The 15,037-nt window shown below is 68.6% G+C and carries 12 protein-coding genes; 3 read left to right on the forward strand and 9 right to left on the reverse strand.

Features of this window, described 5'->3' with window-relative positions; all coding sequences use genetic code 11:
* Positions 1–39: 39 nt before the first annotated feature.
* From BLV57_RS36030 to BLV57_RS36040, 3 genes are all read right to left on the reverse strand, one after another.
* Positions 40–2,340 carry a penicillin acylase family protein gene (locus BLV57_RS36030; protein WP_091297282.1) on the reverse strand — a complete coding sequence of 767 codons (2,301 nt, stop codon included), beginning with the start codon at positions 2,338–2,340 and terminating at the stop codon, positions 40–42.
* A gap of 150 nt (positions 2,341–2,490) precedes the next feature.
* A complete protein-coding gene (locus BLV57_RS36035) occupies positions 2,491–4,038 on the reverse strand; it encodes a sodium:solute symporter (RefSeq protein WP_091297284.1) in 1,548 nt (515 codons plus the stop codon).
* A complete protein-coding gene (locus BLV57_RS36040) occupies positions 4,025–5,266 on the reverse strand; it encodes an anhydro-N-acetylmuramic acid kinase (RefSeq protein WP_425426072.1) in 1,242 nt (413 codons plus the stop codon). Before BLV57_RS36040 ends, BLV57_RS36035 begins: the two co-directional genes overlap by 14 nt.
* Before the next feature lie 140 nt (positions 5,267–5,406).
* Between BLV57_RS36040 and ftsY the strand changes: the two genes are divergently transcribed.
* Positions 5,407–6,678 carry a signal recognition particle-docking protein FtsY gene (gene ftsY, locus BLV57_RS36045; RefSeq protein WP_245757655.1) on the forward strand — a complete coding sequence of 424 codons (1,272 nt, stop codon included), beginning with the start codon at positions 5,407–5,409 and terminating at the stop codon, positions 6,676–6,678.
* A 68-nt stretch (positions 6,679–6,746) separates the two neighbouring features.
* On the opposite strand, the gene BLV57_RS36050 is transcribed toward ftsY, so the two are convergent.
* Positions 6,747–7,088, reverse strand: coding sequence for a hypothetical protein (locus BLV57_RS36050; protein ID WP_091297287.1), 342 nt, complete (start codon positions 7,086–7,088; stop codon positions 6,747–6,749).
* 46 nt (positions 7,089–7,134) lie between these two features.
* On the reverse strand, positions 7,135–7,884 hold the full coding sequence (locus BLV57_RS36055) for an IclR family transcriptional regulator (RefSeq protein ID WP_091297289.1): 750 nt from the start codon (positions 7,882–7,884) through the stop codon (positions 7,135–7,137).
* 56 nt (positions 7,885–7,940) lie between these two features.
* Between BLV57_RS36055 and aceB the strand changes: the two genes are divergently transcribed.
* Together aceB and BLV57_RS36065 are read left to right on the forward strand one after the other, a co-directional pair.
* Positions 7,941–9,518: a malate synthase A gene (gene aceB / locus BLV57_RS36060; RefSeq protein ID WP_091297291.1), complete on the forward strand. Its 1,578-nt coding sequence runs from the start codon at positions 7,941–7,943 to the stop codon at positions 9,516–9,518.
* A 5-nt stretch (positions 9,519–9,523) separates the two neighbouring features.
* Positions 9,524–10,717 (forward strand): DUF6986 family protein, encoded by a 1,194-nt coding sequence (locus BLV57_RS36065; RefSeq protein ID WP_091297293.1) that lies wholly within the window; start codon positions 9,524–9,526, stop codon positions 10,715–10,717.
* Here BLV57_RS36065 and BLV57_RS36070 read toward each other — a convergent pair.
* The 4 genes from BLV57_RS36070 to BLV57_RS36085 are packed head-to-tail and all read right to left on the reverse strand — an operon-like array spanning position 10,714 to position 14,590.
* Positions 10,714–11,589, reverse strand: a complete 876-nt coding sequence (locus BLV57_RS36070) for a transglutaminase family protein (protein WP_091297294.1) — start codon at positions 11,587–11,589, stop codon at positions 10,714–10,716. The genes BLV57_RS36065 and BLV57_RS36070 overlap by 4 nt on opposite strands.
* Positions 11,586–12,398, reverse strand: a complete 813-nt coding sequence (locus BLV57_RS36075) for a transglutaminase-like domain-containing protein (RefSeq protein ID WP_091297296.1) — start codon at positions 12,396–12,398, stop codon at positions 11,586–11,588. The genes BLV57_RS36070 and BLV57_RS36075 overlap by 4 nt, the downstream gene beginning before the upstream one ends.
* A gap of 4 nt (positions 12,399–12,402) precedes the next feature.
* A complete protein-coding gene (locus tag BLV57_RS36080) occupies positions 12,403–13,698 on the reverse strand; it encodes a DUF2786 domain-containing protein (protein WP_091297298.1) in 1,296 nt (431 codons plus the stop codon).
* Positions 13,699–13,744: 46 nt separating this feature from the next.
* Positions 13,745–14,590: a helix-turn-helix domain-containing protein gene (locus BLV57_RS36085; protein ID WP_091297301.1), complete on the reverse strand. Its 846-nt coding sequence runs from the start codon at positions 14,588–14,590 to the stop codon at positions 13,745–13,747.
* Between the last annotated feature and the right edge of the window lie 447 nt (positions 14,591–15,037).

A 15,037-nucleotide genomic window follows, 5' to 3' on the forward strand; every position in this document is an offset into this window, starting at 1 on the left:
CTTTTCCCGGGATAAAGCCCGCTAAATCCTGTTCTGACCTCAAGCCGGGAGCAACAGGATCCGCTTGTCCGCGTGTCGCTCCACCTGCGCTCGGCTGTAAAGCAGCGGCACGTGGGCCGTGCTGGCCCAGGAATCGGCCAAGTCGCGGTAGTGCGTGCTGGCCGGATCGCCGGACTGACCGGGTGCGTTGGTGGCCAGCGAAGCGTCCCAGTTCCCGACGTCGAGGACCATCCGGAACGACGGGCCGCCCGTCTGCCGGAAGTCGGTGGCGCGGAAGCCGGAGGCGTTGACCACGGTTTCCGAGCCGCCACGCCGGAACGGGCCGACGTTCAGGCGCGGTCCCGCCACCGGCGCGAGCGGGTGCTCGAAGACGGTGCTCTGGAGGTCGCCCCATTTCCAGGCGGCAGGGTCGGGGCCGAGGCGGCGTGCGACGTCCGCGTACGCCGCGTCGAGCGTGTCGGCCAGTAACCGGTCGCGTTTGGCGATCGCGTCGGCGCCGAACCAGGGTTCGGGATGCTCCAAGGCGTCGACCAGCGCGGCGTTGTCGGGGCGGGCGATGAGGTTCGCCGCGCTCGGCAGCACCGCTTTGACCAGGCCGGGGCCGAGATAGAGCTTGCGCCAGACCTCGAAGAGCGCGGCGGGCGCCGAGTCGACGCCTTCGACGCCGTCCCAGCCGTCGAACACCGGATGCTTGACCAGCGCCACGATCCGTTGCGCGGTCAGGGAAAGCTGGTCGCCCTGGAGCTTGGCCGAGTCCGCGACCGTCGACCGGGGATTGGCGCCGAGCACGTCGGTGATGCGCTGGAAACGCACCGGGTCCGCGAATTCATAGCCGTACCCGCGGTCCCGGTACTCCGGCGGCACGTTGTCCTCGTTGGCCGTCGCGATGAAACCCTTGGCGGGGTTGAGCGAGCTGGGGAAGTCGGTCTGGTAGCCGGTCCACTCGTAGCGTCCGTCGCCGGGGACGGGGAACAGGCCGTCGTAACCCTTACGAATGGGTGTGAGGCCTCCGGGCACCCAGCCGATGTCGCCGCTAGTGTCGGCGTACACCTGGTTCTCGGCCGGGCCGCCCCAGGTGCGCATGGCGTCTTTGAAGTCGCTGAAGTTCTTGGCGCGCATGAGTTTCAGGCTGCCGTAGTACGGCGACGTTCCCGGCTGGAACCAGGCGGACCGCACCGCGTACGCGACGTGGCGCTGCTCGTCGACCTTGATCACCGGGCCGTGCCGGGTGAAGCTGAGACGCGCGGCCTTCGCATCTGCGCCGTTGACGGGGATCTTCTCGTCGAGCGTGGTCATCCGCTCCCAGCCGGAGCCGTAGCGGTAGCGCGTGTGGTCGGCCGGGTCGAGCTGGTAGACGTAGAGGTCTTCCTGGTCGATGTTGAACACGGTGAGCCCGAACGCGACGGAACCGTTGTGGCCCAGGGAAATCCCGGGCTGCGCGGGCTCACCCGCGCCGATGACGTCGAGTCCGGGCGCGGACAGATGCGAGATATAGCGCAGCGACGGCGCCGCGTACCCGCGATGCGGGTCGTTCGCGAGGATCGGCCTGCCGGACGCGGTCCGGTCCCCGCTGATCACCCAGTTGTTGCTGCCCTCGGTGAAGTCCGGGGCCGCTTGGGCCTGGAGCGTGGTGCCGGTGAAGGTGACCGCCTGGGTCGCGAGGTCGTAGGTCCGCAGCACGTCGGCGGGCAGTGAGCACGGGTCGAAGCCGTCGGGCACGCGTGCCTGGTCGGCGGGCTGCGTCGGCCAGCGGAGCTGATCGGCCTTGACGCCCGCGGCGCAGGTGACGCGGGAGCGGGTGACCTCGTTGCGGAGGTTGCCGATCAGGCCGTGACTGCGGATCCGGACGACGTCTTCCGGCCGCCAGCGCGAGGGGGAGTGCCCGAGCAGCCGGAATTCCTCGGGCATGGCGCGCGGGTTGCGGGCGAGCCAGTCGAGGTACGCGTTGACGCCGTTGGCGAACCGGGTCGCGGCGAGCTTCGCCTCGGGGCCGTAGCTGGCCCACTCGGCGTCCATGTCACCGCGATAGAGGAACAGCCGCGCCGCCGCGTCCTGTTCCACATAGGACGGGCCGAACGCCTCGGAGAGCAGGCCGAGGCCTCGTCTGCGCCAGAGGTCCAGCTGGAACAGTCGCTCGCGCGCGGCGTTGAAGCCCTGCGCAAGGAAGAGGTCGCCGGTGCCCTGGGCGTAGATATGCGGGATGCCCCACTCGTCCTGGACGAGGGTCACCGGCCGGTCGAGACCGGTGACGGCATAGACCGAGACAGGCGCCGCGGACACCGGTGCGGCGGTGGCGAGCAGGACGAGCAGTGAGCCCAGTAAAGCGAAACGTCCACGCATGCGCTGAGTGTGCGCAACGCGTCCTCGCAGGTCAGCGCCTCATCGGGCGGACGGCAGGGTGGACTCGGTCGCCCGAAAGGTTGGTCAGGCCCGGGATAAAGCGGGCTTTATCCCGGGGAAAGCACCCGGGATAAAGCCCGCTTTATCCCGCTAGGCCGCGGCCTTCTCCGCTTCCGCCTCGGGCTCGGGCTCGGGTGCCTTGTGGCGCAACGAAAGCAGCCCGCCGACGACGAGCGTGATCACCACGCCGAGCAGGGTGTACCAGGGGTAGGCCAGCGCGACCTTGTCACCCGCGGCCTTGCTGAAGTCGATGCCGATGAACTCGCCGGTCTTCGCGCTGAACTTCACGCCGAGGATCACGAAGGCCATGCCCACCACGGTCGTCACGAACGCGATGATCGCGTCGAGCTGGCGTGCCTTCTTGATCAGCAGGCCGAGCAGGAACGCGCCCAGCAGCGCGCCGTAGGTGTACCCGACGATGCCGAGGCCCAGCTCGATGACCGCGTTCTTCGTGGTCGAGAACATCGAGGCGAACACCGCGAACACGACCGCCCAGATCAGTGTCCACAAGCGACCGTGCTTGAGCAGCTTCGAATCCTCGGCCGACCGGTGCGTGAACCGCTGGTACAGGTCGGCCACCGTGGAGGTCGACAGCGCGTTCAACGCCGAAGCCAGCGCGCCCATGGTCGACGCGAGCACACCGGCGATCAGCAGGCCGGACACGCCGACCGGCAGATCGTCGATGATGAAGCGGGTGAACACGTCGTCGGAGCTCTGCATGCCGAGCTGCGCGGTGGTCTTGCGCCCGTTGAACACCCACAGCATCGAGCCGACCAGCAGGAACAGTGCGAACTGGACGGTCACGAAGATGCCGCTGCCGATCAGGGCCTTCTGCCCGTCGCGCAGGCCGCGGGTGGCCAGCAGCCGCTGCGCGATGAGCTGGTCCGCGCCGTGCGAGGCCATCGACAGCGCGGCGCCGCCGAGCACGGCGGTGATGAACGCGTACGGGCTGGTCAGCAGGTGCTTGCCGAAGTCGACCAGCATGAACTTCCCGTCGGCCGAGGCCTGGCTCGCCCAGTCCGACGGCAGCTTGTTCAGCAGCACGATCGCCGCGACCGCCGCGCCGCCGAGGTACAGCGAGAGCTGGATGACGTCGACCCAGACGACCGCCTTGATCCCGCCGACGTAGGCGTAGATCAGCGTCAGCACGGTGACGATGACGACGATCGCCCAGTAGTCCAGGTGGATTCCGTAGTGCGCCAGGATGAACTTGATCGGGATCGCGCCCGCGAACAGCCGCACGCCCTCGGCCAGCAGCCGGGTGATCACGAAGGTCAGCGAGGCCGTGCCCTGCAGGCCCTTGCCGAAGCGCTTGCCCAGGAACTCGTACGCGCTCACCAGGTTCCCGCTGAAGTAGCGCGGCAGCAGCACGAGCGCCGCGATCGTCCGGCCGATGATGTAGCCGAAAGCCAGCTGCAGGAACAGGAAACCGTTGCCGAACACCAGGCCCGGCGTGCTGATGACCGTCAAGGTGGAGGTTTCCGTCGCCACCACCGAGAGCATCACGGCGGGCCAGGGCAGGCTGCGCTCGCCCACGAAGTAATCCGAGGCGGATTTCTGTTTGCGGCCGACCAGTACGCCGATCAGCGGCATCGCCGCCAAATAGAGGATGACGATCGTTAAATCAAGAGGGCGCATTCGACTCTCCTACCCTTTCGGCGGTATCCCCGGAAACCCGCAAACGGGTGACGGTTTCGGACAAGGGGGTGGGCAGTAGCAGCGGTCCGTCGCCCGGCGTAATGCTGCCCAGCAAACGGAAACCGGTCGCGCCGGTGGCCGAGGGCAGGTTCGCGGGCTGGCCGGTCCAGGTGAGCCAGCCGAGCAGTGCGGTCAGGTACGCCTCTTTGGCGACGCTCGGTACTCCGAGTTCGTCGCTGGTCTTGATCGTCGTGCCCGGAAGATTCTTGACCAATGCCCCCATGAGAGCGGGATTCTGCACCCCTCCGCCGGAAGCCACCACTGTTTTGACCGAATACCTCATACATTCTTCGGCGATCGTGGTCGCGGTCAGCTCGGTGAGCGTCGCGAGCAGGTCCTCACCGGACAGTTCCGGGAGGCCCGCCATCGCCGCGAGCAGGTAGTCGGCGTGGAAATGCTCCTTGCCGGTCGACTTCGGCGCCGGCTGCTCGTAGTAGGTGTCGCGCAGCAGCCGTTCCAGCAGATCGAGCCTGGCGACACCGCGGCTCGCGAGCGCGCCGTCGACGTCGCAGCGGAGGTCGCCGCCGGTCATCTCGGTGGCGGCGATGTCGAGCAGCGCGTTGCCGGGGCCGGTGTCGAACGCGAGCGTCTCGCCGCCGGGCTCGACCACCGTCACGTTCGCGATGCCGCCGATGTTCAGCCCGGCCACCGCGTGCCCGTTCGACTCGGCGAGCTCGCGCAGCCAGAGCGTGTCGAGCGTGCTCGCGAGCGGCGCGCCGTGACCGCCCGCCGCGATGTCGCGGACGCGGAAGTCGGCGACCACCGGCAGCCCGGTGCGCTCGGCGATCCAGGCGGGCTGGCCGAGCTGGAGCGTGCCGTACGCGACGCCGTTCTCGACCCAGTGGTACACCGTCTGCCCGAGCGACGCGACGACGTGCGCGTGCCCGCCGGCGAGCCGGTTGACGCCGATTCTGGCGGCCTCGGCGAAGGCCTGGCCGACGCGGGTGTCGAGCTGTGTCAGCATCGCGGCGCTGCACGGCTTGGGCGGCAGCGCGGCGAGCAGGTCCGTCCGCAGCTCTTCGGGATACTCGAGTTCGCGATGACCGAGCGGGACGAGCTCGACCAGATCGCCCTCGACGTGCAACTCAGCGGCCGCCACGTCGATCCCGTCGATCGACGTGCCGGAGATCAGGCCGACGACCCGCAGGGCGTCGTAAGTAGGCACCACCACGCGGAGTGGTCTAGTCCACGACAGCGCGTGACGCAACCCCTGGCGTTGAGTCTTGTCCCAACGGGGTGGCACATCGTTATCCGTTGGCGGAGCGGTGGGTGCGCGCAGGTGCCCGGGCACCTGCGAAGATGGCGGCCGTGTCAAACGCGCCCTGGTTCTGGATCGTCGTCGTAGTCGTACTCGCGCTGGTCGTCGCACTGGTGTCGGGGCTGATCATCGCGCGCAAGCGCCGCATCAGCCTGGACAGCAAGGCCGCCACCGAGGTCGAGCGGAAACCCAAGGGCGGTGGTTACCAGACCGGCGGCGGGATCGCGCTGGCTCCCGGCGGCGAGGCCCACCCGGTCGAGGACCGCCCCGAGACCGACGGCCAGCCCGCCGTCGGCGACGACGCGGCCGTCCCGAGGGACTCGCCGCAGCGCACGGTCGTCGACGTCGTGCTCCCCGAGGCCGAGCCTGCCGCGCCCGTCGAAGAGATCGAGCCCGCGACCGGCCGCATGGAGCGCCTGCGCGGCCGCCTGTCCAAGTCCCGTTCGATGTTCGGCCAGGGCCTCCTCGGCCTGCTCGGCGCCGGTGACCTCGACGAAGACTCCTGGCAGGAGGTCGAAGACACCCTCCTCGTCGCGGACCTCGGCGCCGCGCTGACCGGCGAGATCGTCGCGAGGCTGCGCGACGAGCTTTCCCGCCGCGCCGTCCGCACCTCCGAAGACGCCCGCGCCGTCCTGCACGAGGTCCTCACCTCCACGCTCTCGACCGAGCGCGACCGCGCCGTCCGCGCGCTCCCGCACGTGGTCGACGGCCAGAAGCAGCCCGCCGTGGTGCTGGTCGCCGGCGTCAACGGCACCGGCAAGACCACGACCACCGGCAAGCTCGGCCGGGTGCTCGTCGCCCAGGGCAACACGGTCGTGCTCGGCGCGGCCGACACCTTCCGCGCCGCCGCCGCAGACCAGCTCCAGACCTGGGCCGAGCGCGTCGGCGCCGAGGTCGTCCGCGGCAAGGAAGGCGCCGACCCGGCCGCCGTGGCGTTCGACGCGGTCAAGCGCGGCATCGACCAGAGCGTCGACACGGTGCTCATCGACACCGCGGGCCGCCTGCACACCAAGACCGGCCTGATGGACGAGCTCGGCAAGGTCAAGCGCGTCGTCGAGAAGCTCGCGAAGGTCGACGAGGTCCTGCTCGTGCTCGACGCGACCACCGGCCAGAACGGGCTGATGCAGGCGCGGGTGTTCTCCGAGGTCATCGACGTGACGGGCATCGTGCTGACGAAGCTGGACGGGACCGCGAAGGGCGGGATCGTGTTCCAGGTGCAGCGTGAGCTCGGGGTGCCGGTGAAGCTGGTCGGCCTGGGTGAGGGTCCTGATGACCTGGCGCCGTTCGAGCCGGGGGCCTTCGTGGACGCCCTGCTCGGCTAAGCCGCTAAGATGACAAATGCCCCGTTGGGAACCTTCTACGTTCCCAAGGGGGCATCTGTCGTTTTGGGCTATTCCCTGTCGAGCAGGGTCTGAAGCTGGGCACCGATCTGGACCATGCCCAGGTTTAACTTGGTGAACCCTTCGTCGACCTTGGTTTCCAGTCGGTCAAGTCGGACTTCGACCTTGCCGAGTCGCTGGCCATGCTCGATCTGTGTTTCCCGCAGCGCGTTCAGTACGCCGGTGTGCCCGGTCAAGATCTGCCTGAATTCGGATACATCCCGGTCGGCTGCGCCAGCCAGTACCCGCGCTGCCGCGGCGTCCTTCCGGGCAGTGGCCGACTCTCTCCGCAGGCTGGTCACCTCACCTTCGACGCTGCTCATTCTTGCTTCCAGTTCTTCGTTGCTTGCCACGTCCAGAAGTGTATCGACCCGGTCGTCGGGCCACTACGCAGGGTGTCTAGTGGCTAAGCCCACTGGTTAACGCGTTTGCGGCGCGCCTCACGGCTGGGGCGATGCGAGCCACCGCTTCCAAGGTGAGTCGTCCCGAAGGTCCTGAAACCGAGACCGCGGCGGGCGTCGGAGCGCCTGGGATCGCCACGGCCACGCAGCGCACCCCGATCTCCTGCTCGTTCTCATCGACCGCGTAACCCTGCTCGCGGACCAAAGCCAGGTGCTCGATCAAAGCGTCCGCGTCCGTGAAGGTGTGCTCCGTGTACGGCGGCATGCCCGTGCGCTTGAGCAGCTCGCGCACGTCCTCGACCGGCATCTGGGCGAGGATCGCCTTGCCGACGCCCGTGCCGTGCGGCAGCACGCGGCGGCCGACCTCGGTGAACATCCGCATCGAATGCTTCGACGGCACCTGGGCGACGTAGACGACCTCGTCACGCTCCAGCACCGCCAGGTTGGCGGTTTCGCCGACTTCCTCGACCAGTTCCGCCAAGAGGGGGCGCGCGGCCGTGCCGAACTGCATGCTCGCGTGCTCGCCCAGTCGGATGAGGCGGGCGCCCAGCGCGTAGCGGCGGTTGGTGTTCTGGCGCACATATCCGAGGCTGACGAGTGTGCGGATGAGGCGGTGGATGGTCGGCATCGGGAGCCCGGACAGGGCCGCCAGCTCGGAAATGCTGGCTTCGCCGCCCGCGTCGGCCAGTCGTTCGAGCAGCGAGAAGGTTCGCTCCAGCGATTGCACACCACTCGACTTCTCCGCCATGCGGAAACTATAGTCTGGCATGTAGAAACCTACGAGAGTCCTTTGAGGTGTTTCGCATGTCTGAAGTCCAGGTGCTCGGAGAATCCGTCGACCGTGGCGACGAGATCCTGACGCCGGAAGCGCTCGACTTCCTCGCCGGTCTGCACGATGCCTTCGCGGCGCGGCGCGATGAGCTGCTGGTGGCGCGTGGCAAGCGCCGCGAGGAGGCGAAGCGCACCGGCAAGCTGGACTTCCTGCCCGAGACGCGCGAGGTCCGCGAGGGTGACTGGCGCGTCGCCGAGGCGCCGCCACGGCTGCGGGACCGCCGTGTCGAGATCACCGGGCCGACCGACCGCAAGATGACCATCAACGCGCTGAACTCCGGCGCCAAGGTCTGGCTCGCCGACCTCGAAGACGCCAACACCCCGCACTGGGCGAACGTCGTGTCCGGCCAGGTCAACCTCTACGACGCCATCCGCGGCACCATCACGCTGGAAAGCGGCGGCAAGAGCTACGCGCTCCGCGACGACGTCGAGCACGCCACCATCGTGGTCCGCCCGCGTGGCTGGCACCTCGACGAGCGGAACCTGGTCTTCGGCGGGCGCAAGGCGGTCGGCGCGCTGGTCGACTTCGGCCTGCACTTCTTCCACAACGCGAAGGAACTGCTCCACCGCGGCAGCGGCCCGTACTTCTACCTGCCGAAGATGGAAAGCCACCTCGAGGCGCGGCTGTGGAACGACGTGTTCACCCACGCCGAGAAGACGCTCGGCGTCGAGCACGGCACCCTCCGCGCGACCGTGCTGATCGAGACGATCCCGGCCGCGTTCGAGATGGAGGAGATCCTCTACGAACTGCGTGAGCACGCGTCGGGGCTCAACGCCGGGCGCTGGGACTACCTGTTCAGCATGATCAAGTACTTCCGTGACGCCGGCGAGAAGTTCGTGCTGCCGGACCGCAACTCGGTGACCATGACCGCGCCGTTCATGCGCGCGTACACCGAGCTGCTGGTGCGCACCTGCCACAAGCGCGGCGCGTTCGCGATCGGCGGCATGGCCGCGTTCATCCCGAACCGCAACGACCCAGAGGTCACCGCGGCCGCGCTGGACAAGGTGCGGGGCGACAAGAGCCGCGAGGCGGGCGACGGGTTCGACGGCTCGTGGGTCGCGCATCCCGGCATGGTCGACATCTGCCGCGAAGAGTTCGACAAGGTGCTCGGCGACAAGCCGAACCAGCTCGACCGCACGCGCGACGAGGTCAGCGTCACCGCCGACCAGCTGCTCGACGTGGCCTCCACCGAGGGCGGCGCGACCGCGGCCGGGCTGCGCGCGGCGGTGGACGTCGGCATCCGCTACATCGCCTCGTGGCTGTCCGGCAACGGCGCCGCCGCCATCCACAACCTGATGGAGGACGCGGCCACCGCCGAGATCTCGCGCTCGCAGATCTGGCAGTGGGTGCGCAACGGCGTCAAGCTCGACACCGGCGATGTGGTCACCGAGCCCCTGGTGCGTAGTGTGCTCGACGAGGTCCGCGCCGATCTCGCGACGCAGATCGCCCCGGAGCTGCTGGACCCGGCGGTCGAGCTGTTCGAGCAGGTCGCGCTGGCCGAGGAGTTCCCCGACTTCCTGACCCTCCCCGCTTACGAACGGATCAAGTAAGACCCATGGACGGACGGCTCGCTGAAGATGTCTACGCCGCCGCCGACGCCCGCCTGGCCGAGGCGGACGCGCGGGTGGCGGCGCGGTACCCCGGCGAGCCGTCCGGCCGCCAGCCCGTGCACACCGTGTACGTGCCCGCTTCGCAGTACCGGACGCGCCTGGTCGCGGACTGGGGCAAGCAGGCGATGCGCGTGTTCATGGAGCAGGGCGAAGCACTCGGGCTCGACGAAGCGGTGTTCGAGCGGGTGCGCACGAAACTGCTGATGGAGCCGATCGAGGATCTGCGGATCGACTTCGAGGACGGCTATGGCAAGCCGGGCGACGACGCCGAGGACAAGGACGCCGTCGCGGCGGGCCGCACGCTGGCCGTCACCGGCGGGACGCCGTTCGTCGGCATCCGGTTCAAGAGCTTCGAGCAGGCGACCCGCCGCCGGGGCATCCGCACGCTGGACCTCTTCCTCTCGGGCCTGCTCGAAAGTGGCCCGCTGCCGCAAGGGTTCGTCGTCACGCTGCCGAAGGTGACCGCGGTCGAGCAGGTCGCAGCCTGCGCGGAAGTGTTGGGGCGCTTGGAATCCGCGTACGGCCTGCCCGAGGGCGAGTTGCGCTTCGAGGTCCAGATCGAGACGTCGCAGTCTATTCTGGGCACCGACGGGACCGTCTCGGTGGCGCGGGTCATCCAGGCCGCCGGTGGCCGGTGCTCCGGCCTGCACTACGGCACCTACGACTACAGCGCCGGGCTCGGCATCAGCGCCGAGTACCAGAGCATGGAACATCCGGCCGCCGATTTCGCGAAGCAGTTCATGCAGGTCGCGGCGGCGGGAACCGGGGTGCGGCTGTCCGACGGCTCGACGAACAAGCTGCCGATCGGCGACCAGGTGCTGCCCGCCTGGCAAGAACATCTGCGCTTGGTGCGGCGTTCGCTGGAACGGGGTTTCTACCAGGGCTGGGACCTGCACCCGCACCAGCTGCCGACGCGCTTCGCCGCGACGTATGCGTTCTTCCGCGAAGGTTCTCCCGTGGCTTCCGAACGCCTGACGGCTTACGCGGATCGGGCCTCGAGCGGAATTCTCGACGAACCGGCCACCGCGCAGGCACTCGCGACGTATCTGTTGCGGGGCTTGGATTGTGGCGCGCTCGACGAGAGCGAGTCACCGTTTGACCGCGTGACGCTGGACCGGTACGCGCGCCGCCTGCTCTAAGCCGCGAGCGCGATCACGCCCACGTGGCGGCTGGTGGTCAGCCGCCCGCCCGGCGCACCGACGTAGGAGCCGGAAGTCGGTGCCACGTCGGCATAATCGCGTCCCGTCGCGACCGTGACATAGCCCGCGTGCGCTCGCCTTCCGTGGCAGGGGTCGAAAGCGACGGCCACCGCCTGGTCGCGGTCGGGCACGAGCACCTCCACCCAGGCGTGGGTGCCACCCTGCCCAAGCAGATGGCCGGACACGTACCGCGCAGGCAGCCCGGCGAGGTGGCACAGCGCGAGCATCAGATGGGCCGTGTCCTGGCAGACGCCACGCCCGGCGGCCAGCGCCTCGGCGGCCGTGGTCCGCACGGTCGTCACGCCGTACTCGTAGGCGATCAGCGCGTGCACCCGCACGCAGATGCGGTCGGCCAGCTCGAGGCCGCGAGCGCCGTCGCGCGTGAGGTCGGCGGCGAGGTCGCGGAGCCGGTCGTCGGCGGCGGTGAGCCGGGTGGTGCGCAACAGGCGCGGATCCGTCAGCGCGGACGACGGCAACGCGGGCGGCCCGTCGCCCCGCACCCGTTCCAGCACGGCGGAGACCCGGAACTCGACACTGCTTTCGACGCGCGGCGCTCGCACCCGGACGATCGTGTTGCCCGCGACGTCCTGCCGCACCCGGCGCAGCGATTCGGCGCCGGTCACCTCGACGCGATGCGCGCGCCGATGCACGTCGCCGTGCCTGGCGGGCGGGACGACGACCAGGCGCTGCCGCACCGACTCGACGGGGGAGTCGTAGTCGTACCGGAAGCTCTGCTCGATCCGGTAGGTGATCCGATCCGCCGCGTCGAGGTCGTGCTCGTGGTGGTCGAGGAAGGGCGCGTCGAACGTCATGGCGCCTCCTCGGCCACCACCACCATCGACTGGAGCACCGGCCCGCCGAAGGTCGTCGCCATCGCCACGTCCGAGGCGTCCCTGCCGCGGCCGATGACGACGCGGCCTTTGCGGCGCCGGTTGTTGCGCGGGTCGAAGGTCCACCATTTCCCGCCGAGCCAGACCTCCATCCAGGCGGCGAAGTCCATCGGCGCCGGGTCCGGCTCGACGTCCATGTCCGGCAGGTAGCCGAACACGTACCGCGCCGGGATGTTCAGCGAGCGGCAGAACGAGATCGCCAGATGCGTGAAGTCACGGCAGACGCCGAACCCGGAGGTGTTGACGTCGGCCGCCGTCGAGGTCGCGGTGGTGCTGCCGTACCGGAACTCGAGGTGCTTGTTGACGTGATCGCAGATGGCCTGGACCCGCCGGTATCCGGGGGCCATGGTGCCGAAGCGCGACCAGGCTTCGTTGCCGAGCATGTCCGGCAGGCAGTAGCGGCTGGGCAAGGTATAGACCAGCACCTCGTCCGGCAGGTCCGCGGGTGGTTGCTCGGGCGCGTCGTCGTGAAAGTCCTCGGTCGCGTCGGGCACCTCCACCAGCGCCTCATAGCGGAAAGTGGACTTTCCCGGCGGCAGGATCAGGCGCAGGCAGGAATTGCCGTAGAGGTCGGTGTAGGCGTGGCTGCCCGCCTCGGGTTCCACCGAGTGCTGCTCGTGCAGCACCGTGACCGGCGCTTCCTTGAGCGGGAAGGTCTGGAACACCGTCGGCGTGGCGATCTCCGCCAGATAGTCGAACTCGCACCCGACCCGCACCCGTCGCAAGTTCATCCGCCTATGGTGGCCCACCGGTGTTGCGCTGACGTAACGGACGACGGGTGTCGAGCTGTGCGCGGTCGGCGGCGGCGCGGCCTGCGTGCCAGCCCTCACCGTTGCTGAAGGAGACGTTTTTGCCTCGGACAGTGGGAAAAAGTGTGTCGAATACTTTGTCAACTTTGGCCTGATGCGAGGCGAGCACCGGCAAAAGCCGTTCAGCGTCAGCGGATTCGGCGATCGTCGTTTCGGTCGCCTTCTCCAGCCGTTCCCCGATCCGCGTGGCGTACGCGACCAGGAACGACTGCCGGTACGACCGCGACCGGGAAGAGCTCTGCTTCCCGCTCGCGACCATCGCCCGCGTGGCCTGTACCAGCAACGAGGTCGTCAGCAGCTCGACGGCGTCCAGGTCGTTCTCGTCACCGACGATCGTGACGAACCCCCACGCCGAGAAGATCACCTTGCACCGGTTCGCGCGGGCGACCACGTCGGCCAGCAACGCTTTCGCGTCGACGTACGGCGTGTCCAGCCAGAGCCTGCGCGCGCCGGGGAGATCCTCGGCGGCGGTGTCCGCTTCGACGAGCACGCGGTCGAGCGCGTGCCGGGTCATGAGCTCCTGTGCCTTGGCGGACAACGCCTCCGCCTCTTCGGGGAACCCGGTCGACTCGGCCTTCGCGAGCAGCGCCCGCACCCGGCCGAGCATCTTCTCGTCCACGTTGTGGTGTTTGGGCGCACGCGGGACGGCGGTGCCCGGCAACGGGCGGATCAGTTCGAGCCGGGGCAGGCTGATCAGCAACGCGAGCGCCTCGACCACGGTGGTCAGCGTTTCCACCGCGGTGAGGATGTGTTTCGCGGCCCACTGCCCGAGATGCGGTTCCGACCGCGACCACCAGGCGACGATGCCGAGTTCGCCGACCTGCTGACGCCAGGTCTCGTCCACCGTGGCGGGCGCGAACGGCAGCAGGTACTCGGCGATCACATCCAGCAGGTAGGCGCCCGCGAACTGGTCGACGTTGCGGCGAGCGGCCTCGTGGATGTCGGCGGGCAGCCAGCCGTTGCGGAACACCCGCGTGATGATGTGCTGGCTCGCGAGGCCCGCGGCCCGTTGCAGCAACGGAGCCAGCTCGTCGGTGCGTGCCAGCTCGTTCGCGCATGCTTTGGCGGCGCCGGCGTTGCCGCGCACCGTGTCCGCCGCGGCCGTGATGATCACGTTGCCGATGTCGTCGGCGGACGGCTGCTGCTGCGCGGTCCAGAAACCGGACTGCTTCGGCTGGGTTTTCTGTTTCGCGGCTTGCCGCTGCCGGTTCTTCTTACCCATGATCAGCGGCTCCCTCTGGCATCCGGCGAGTATAGGTTCGGCGTTCTCACAGGTATTCGCCCGCCACTCTGAGCACGAAGTCCCGCGAGTCCTCCGGTCCGAGCGCGGCGGCCGTCAACCGCCGCCACAGGTCGGCGTACGCGTCGAGATGCGGCCGTTCGTCCAGGTAATGGCCATCCGTGTAGCTCTCCCGGTAGACGTACCGCAGCGGCCCGGCGGGCGCGGGCGACGGGATGCGGAACAGCTGGAAGTCGTAGCTCGCCCTCGGCGCGGTGCGGGCGCGGAAGGGCAGCACCTGAACCTGGACATGGTCGAACAGCATGATCCTCGCGAGATGGGCCAGCTGCGCCCGCATCACGTCCCGATCGCCGACCATCCGCCGCAGCGACGACTCGGACAGCACGAAGTGCAGCTCGGCCGGGTCCTTCTTGCTGAGGATCCATTGCCGCTCCAGCCGCGCCTCGACGACATCGTCGGCGGTCTCCTTCGGCAGCTGGGCGCGCAGGTAGCCCTCCTCCTGCAACAGGTCGGGAATCCTTTCGTGGCAATAGGTTTTGACCATGGACGAGTCCTCCTCGAGGTCGATCGCCATCCGGGCATGCTTGTCGTAGACGCGCCGGTACCCGGACCAGCGCCCGCGTTCCTGGCTGCCCCGGCCGAGTTCGAGCACCCACTCGACATCGACGTCCTGGCAGGCGGCCGCCCCGAGTGAGACGGTGATCTTCTTGAGCGAATGCGGTGGCAGGCCGGTGATCCCGCGTTCGATCCGGCTCATCGAGCTGGCGCTCTTGCCGATGATCTTCCCGGCCTGGTCCAGCCCGAACCCGGCGGATTCGCGGAGTGTGCGGAGTACTTGGCCGACTTGGAGCCTGCGAACAGTGGCTGTTGTCATATGCCACTTTTACCGCGATCCGAGTGGTGCGCGCATCGCCTGATCGGGTGGTGCCTGTGGTCTAGGCCATGACCCGGATGGGTCGTGAGTGTTTTGGCCGGTTAGAACCGGCCGGAACACTCACGACTCAAACGCCGTCGTCGTTCCGGCATGTGGCAAGGGGCAGCCCCCTCGATCGGTTGCGTGAGCCTGGTAGTGGGAAATGGGTCGTTCAATGCCGCAAAACCTGCTCGCCGCCACAACATCCTGTGTTCGAGTCCGGTTCCTAGCGAGGCCGAGGAAGTTGGGTCGGGAGTGTTCCGGCCGGTTATTGAGGGGAAGGGTGCATGTGGCGTGCTCAGGCCAGGTTGCCGAGGGTCTTCACGTTGCGAGGCTTGGACGGGCTGCGAGTGGTAACTCTGCTGCGTCCAACGGAGCAGAGTTACCACTCGCGCGTGCCCTTTCGCG

The organism is Amycolatopsis xylanica, from assembly GCF_900107045.1.
Lineage (GTDB): Bacteria > Actinomycetota > Actinomycetes > Mycobacteriales > Pseudonocardiaceae > Amycolatopsis > Amycolatopsis xylanica.

Coding starts and splice junctions, on each gene's coding strand:
- BLV57_RS36065 (WP_091297293.1), top strand. CDS start 9,524: ATGGACGGACGGCTCGCTGAAGATGTCTACGCCGCCGCCGACGCCCGC.
- BLV57_RS36075 (WP_091297296.1), bottom strand. CDS start 12,398: ATGAACTTGCGACGGGTGCGGGTCGGGTGCGAGTTCGACTATCTGGCG.
- BLV57_RS36070 (WP_091297294.1), bottom strand. CDS start 11,589: ATGACGTTCGACGCGCCCTTCCTCGACCACCACGAGCACGACCTCGAC.
- BLV57_RS36055 (WP_091297289.1), bottom strand. CDS start 7,884: ATGGCGGAGAAGTCGAGTGGTGTGCAATCGCTGGAGCGAACCTTCTCG.
- BLV57_RS36080 (WP_091297298.1), bottom strand. CDS start 13,698: ATGGGTAAGAAGAACCGGCAGCGGCAAGCCGCGAAACAGAAAACCCAG.
- BLV57_RS36035 (WP_091297284.1), bottom strand. CDS start 4,038: ATGCGCCCTCTTGATTTAACGATCGTCATCCTCTATTTGGCGGCGATG.
- BLV57_RS36085 (WP_091297301.1), bottom strand. CDS start 14,590: ATGACAACAGCCACTGTTCGCAGGCTCCAAGTCGGCCAAGTACTCCGC.
- aceB (WP_091297291.1), top strand. CDS start 7,941: ATGTCTGAAGTCCAGGTGCTCGGAGAATCCGTCGACCGTGGCGACGAG.
- BLV57_RS36030 (WP_091297282.1), bottom strand. CDS start 2,340: ATGCGTGGACGTTTCGCTTTACTGGGCTCACTGCTCGTCCTGCTCGCC.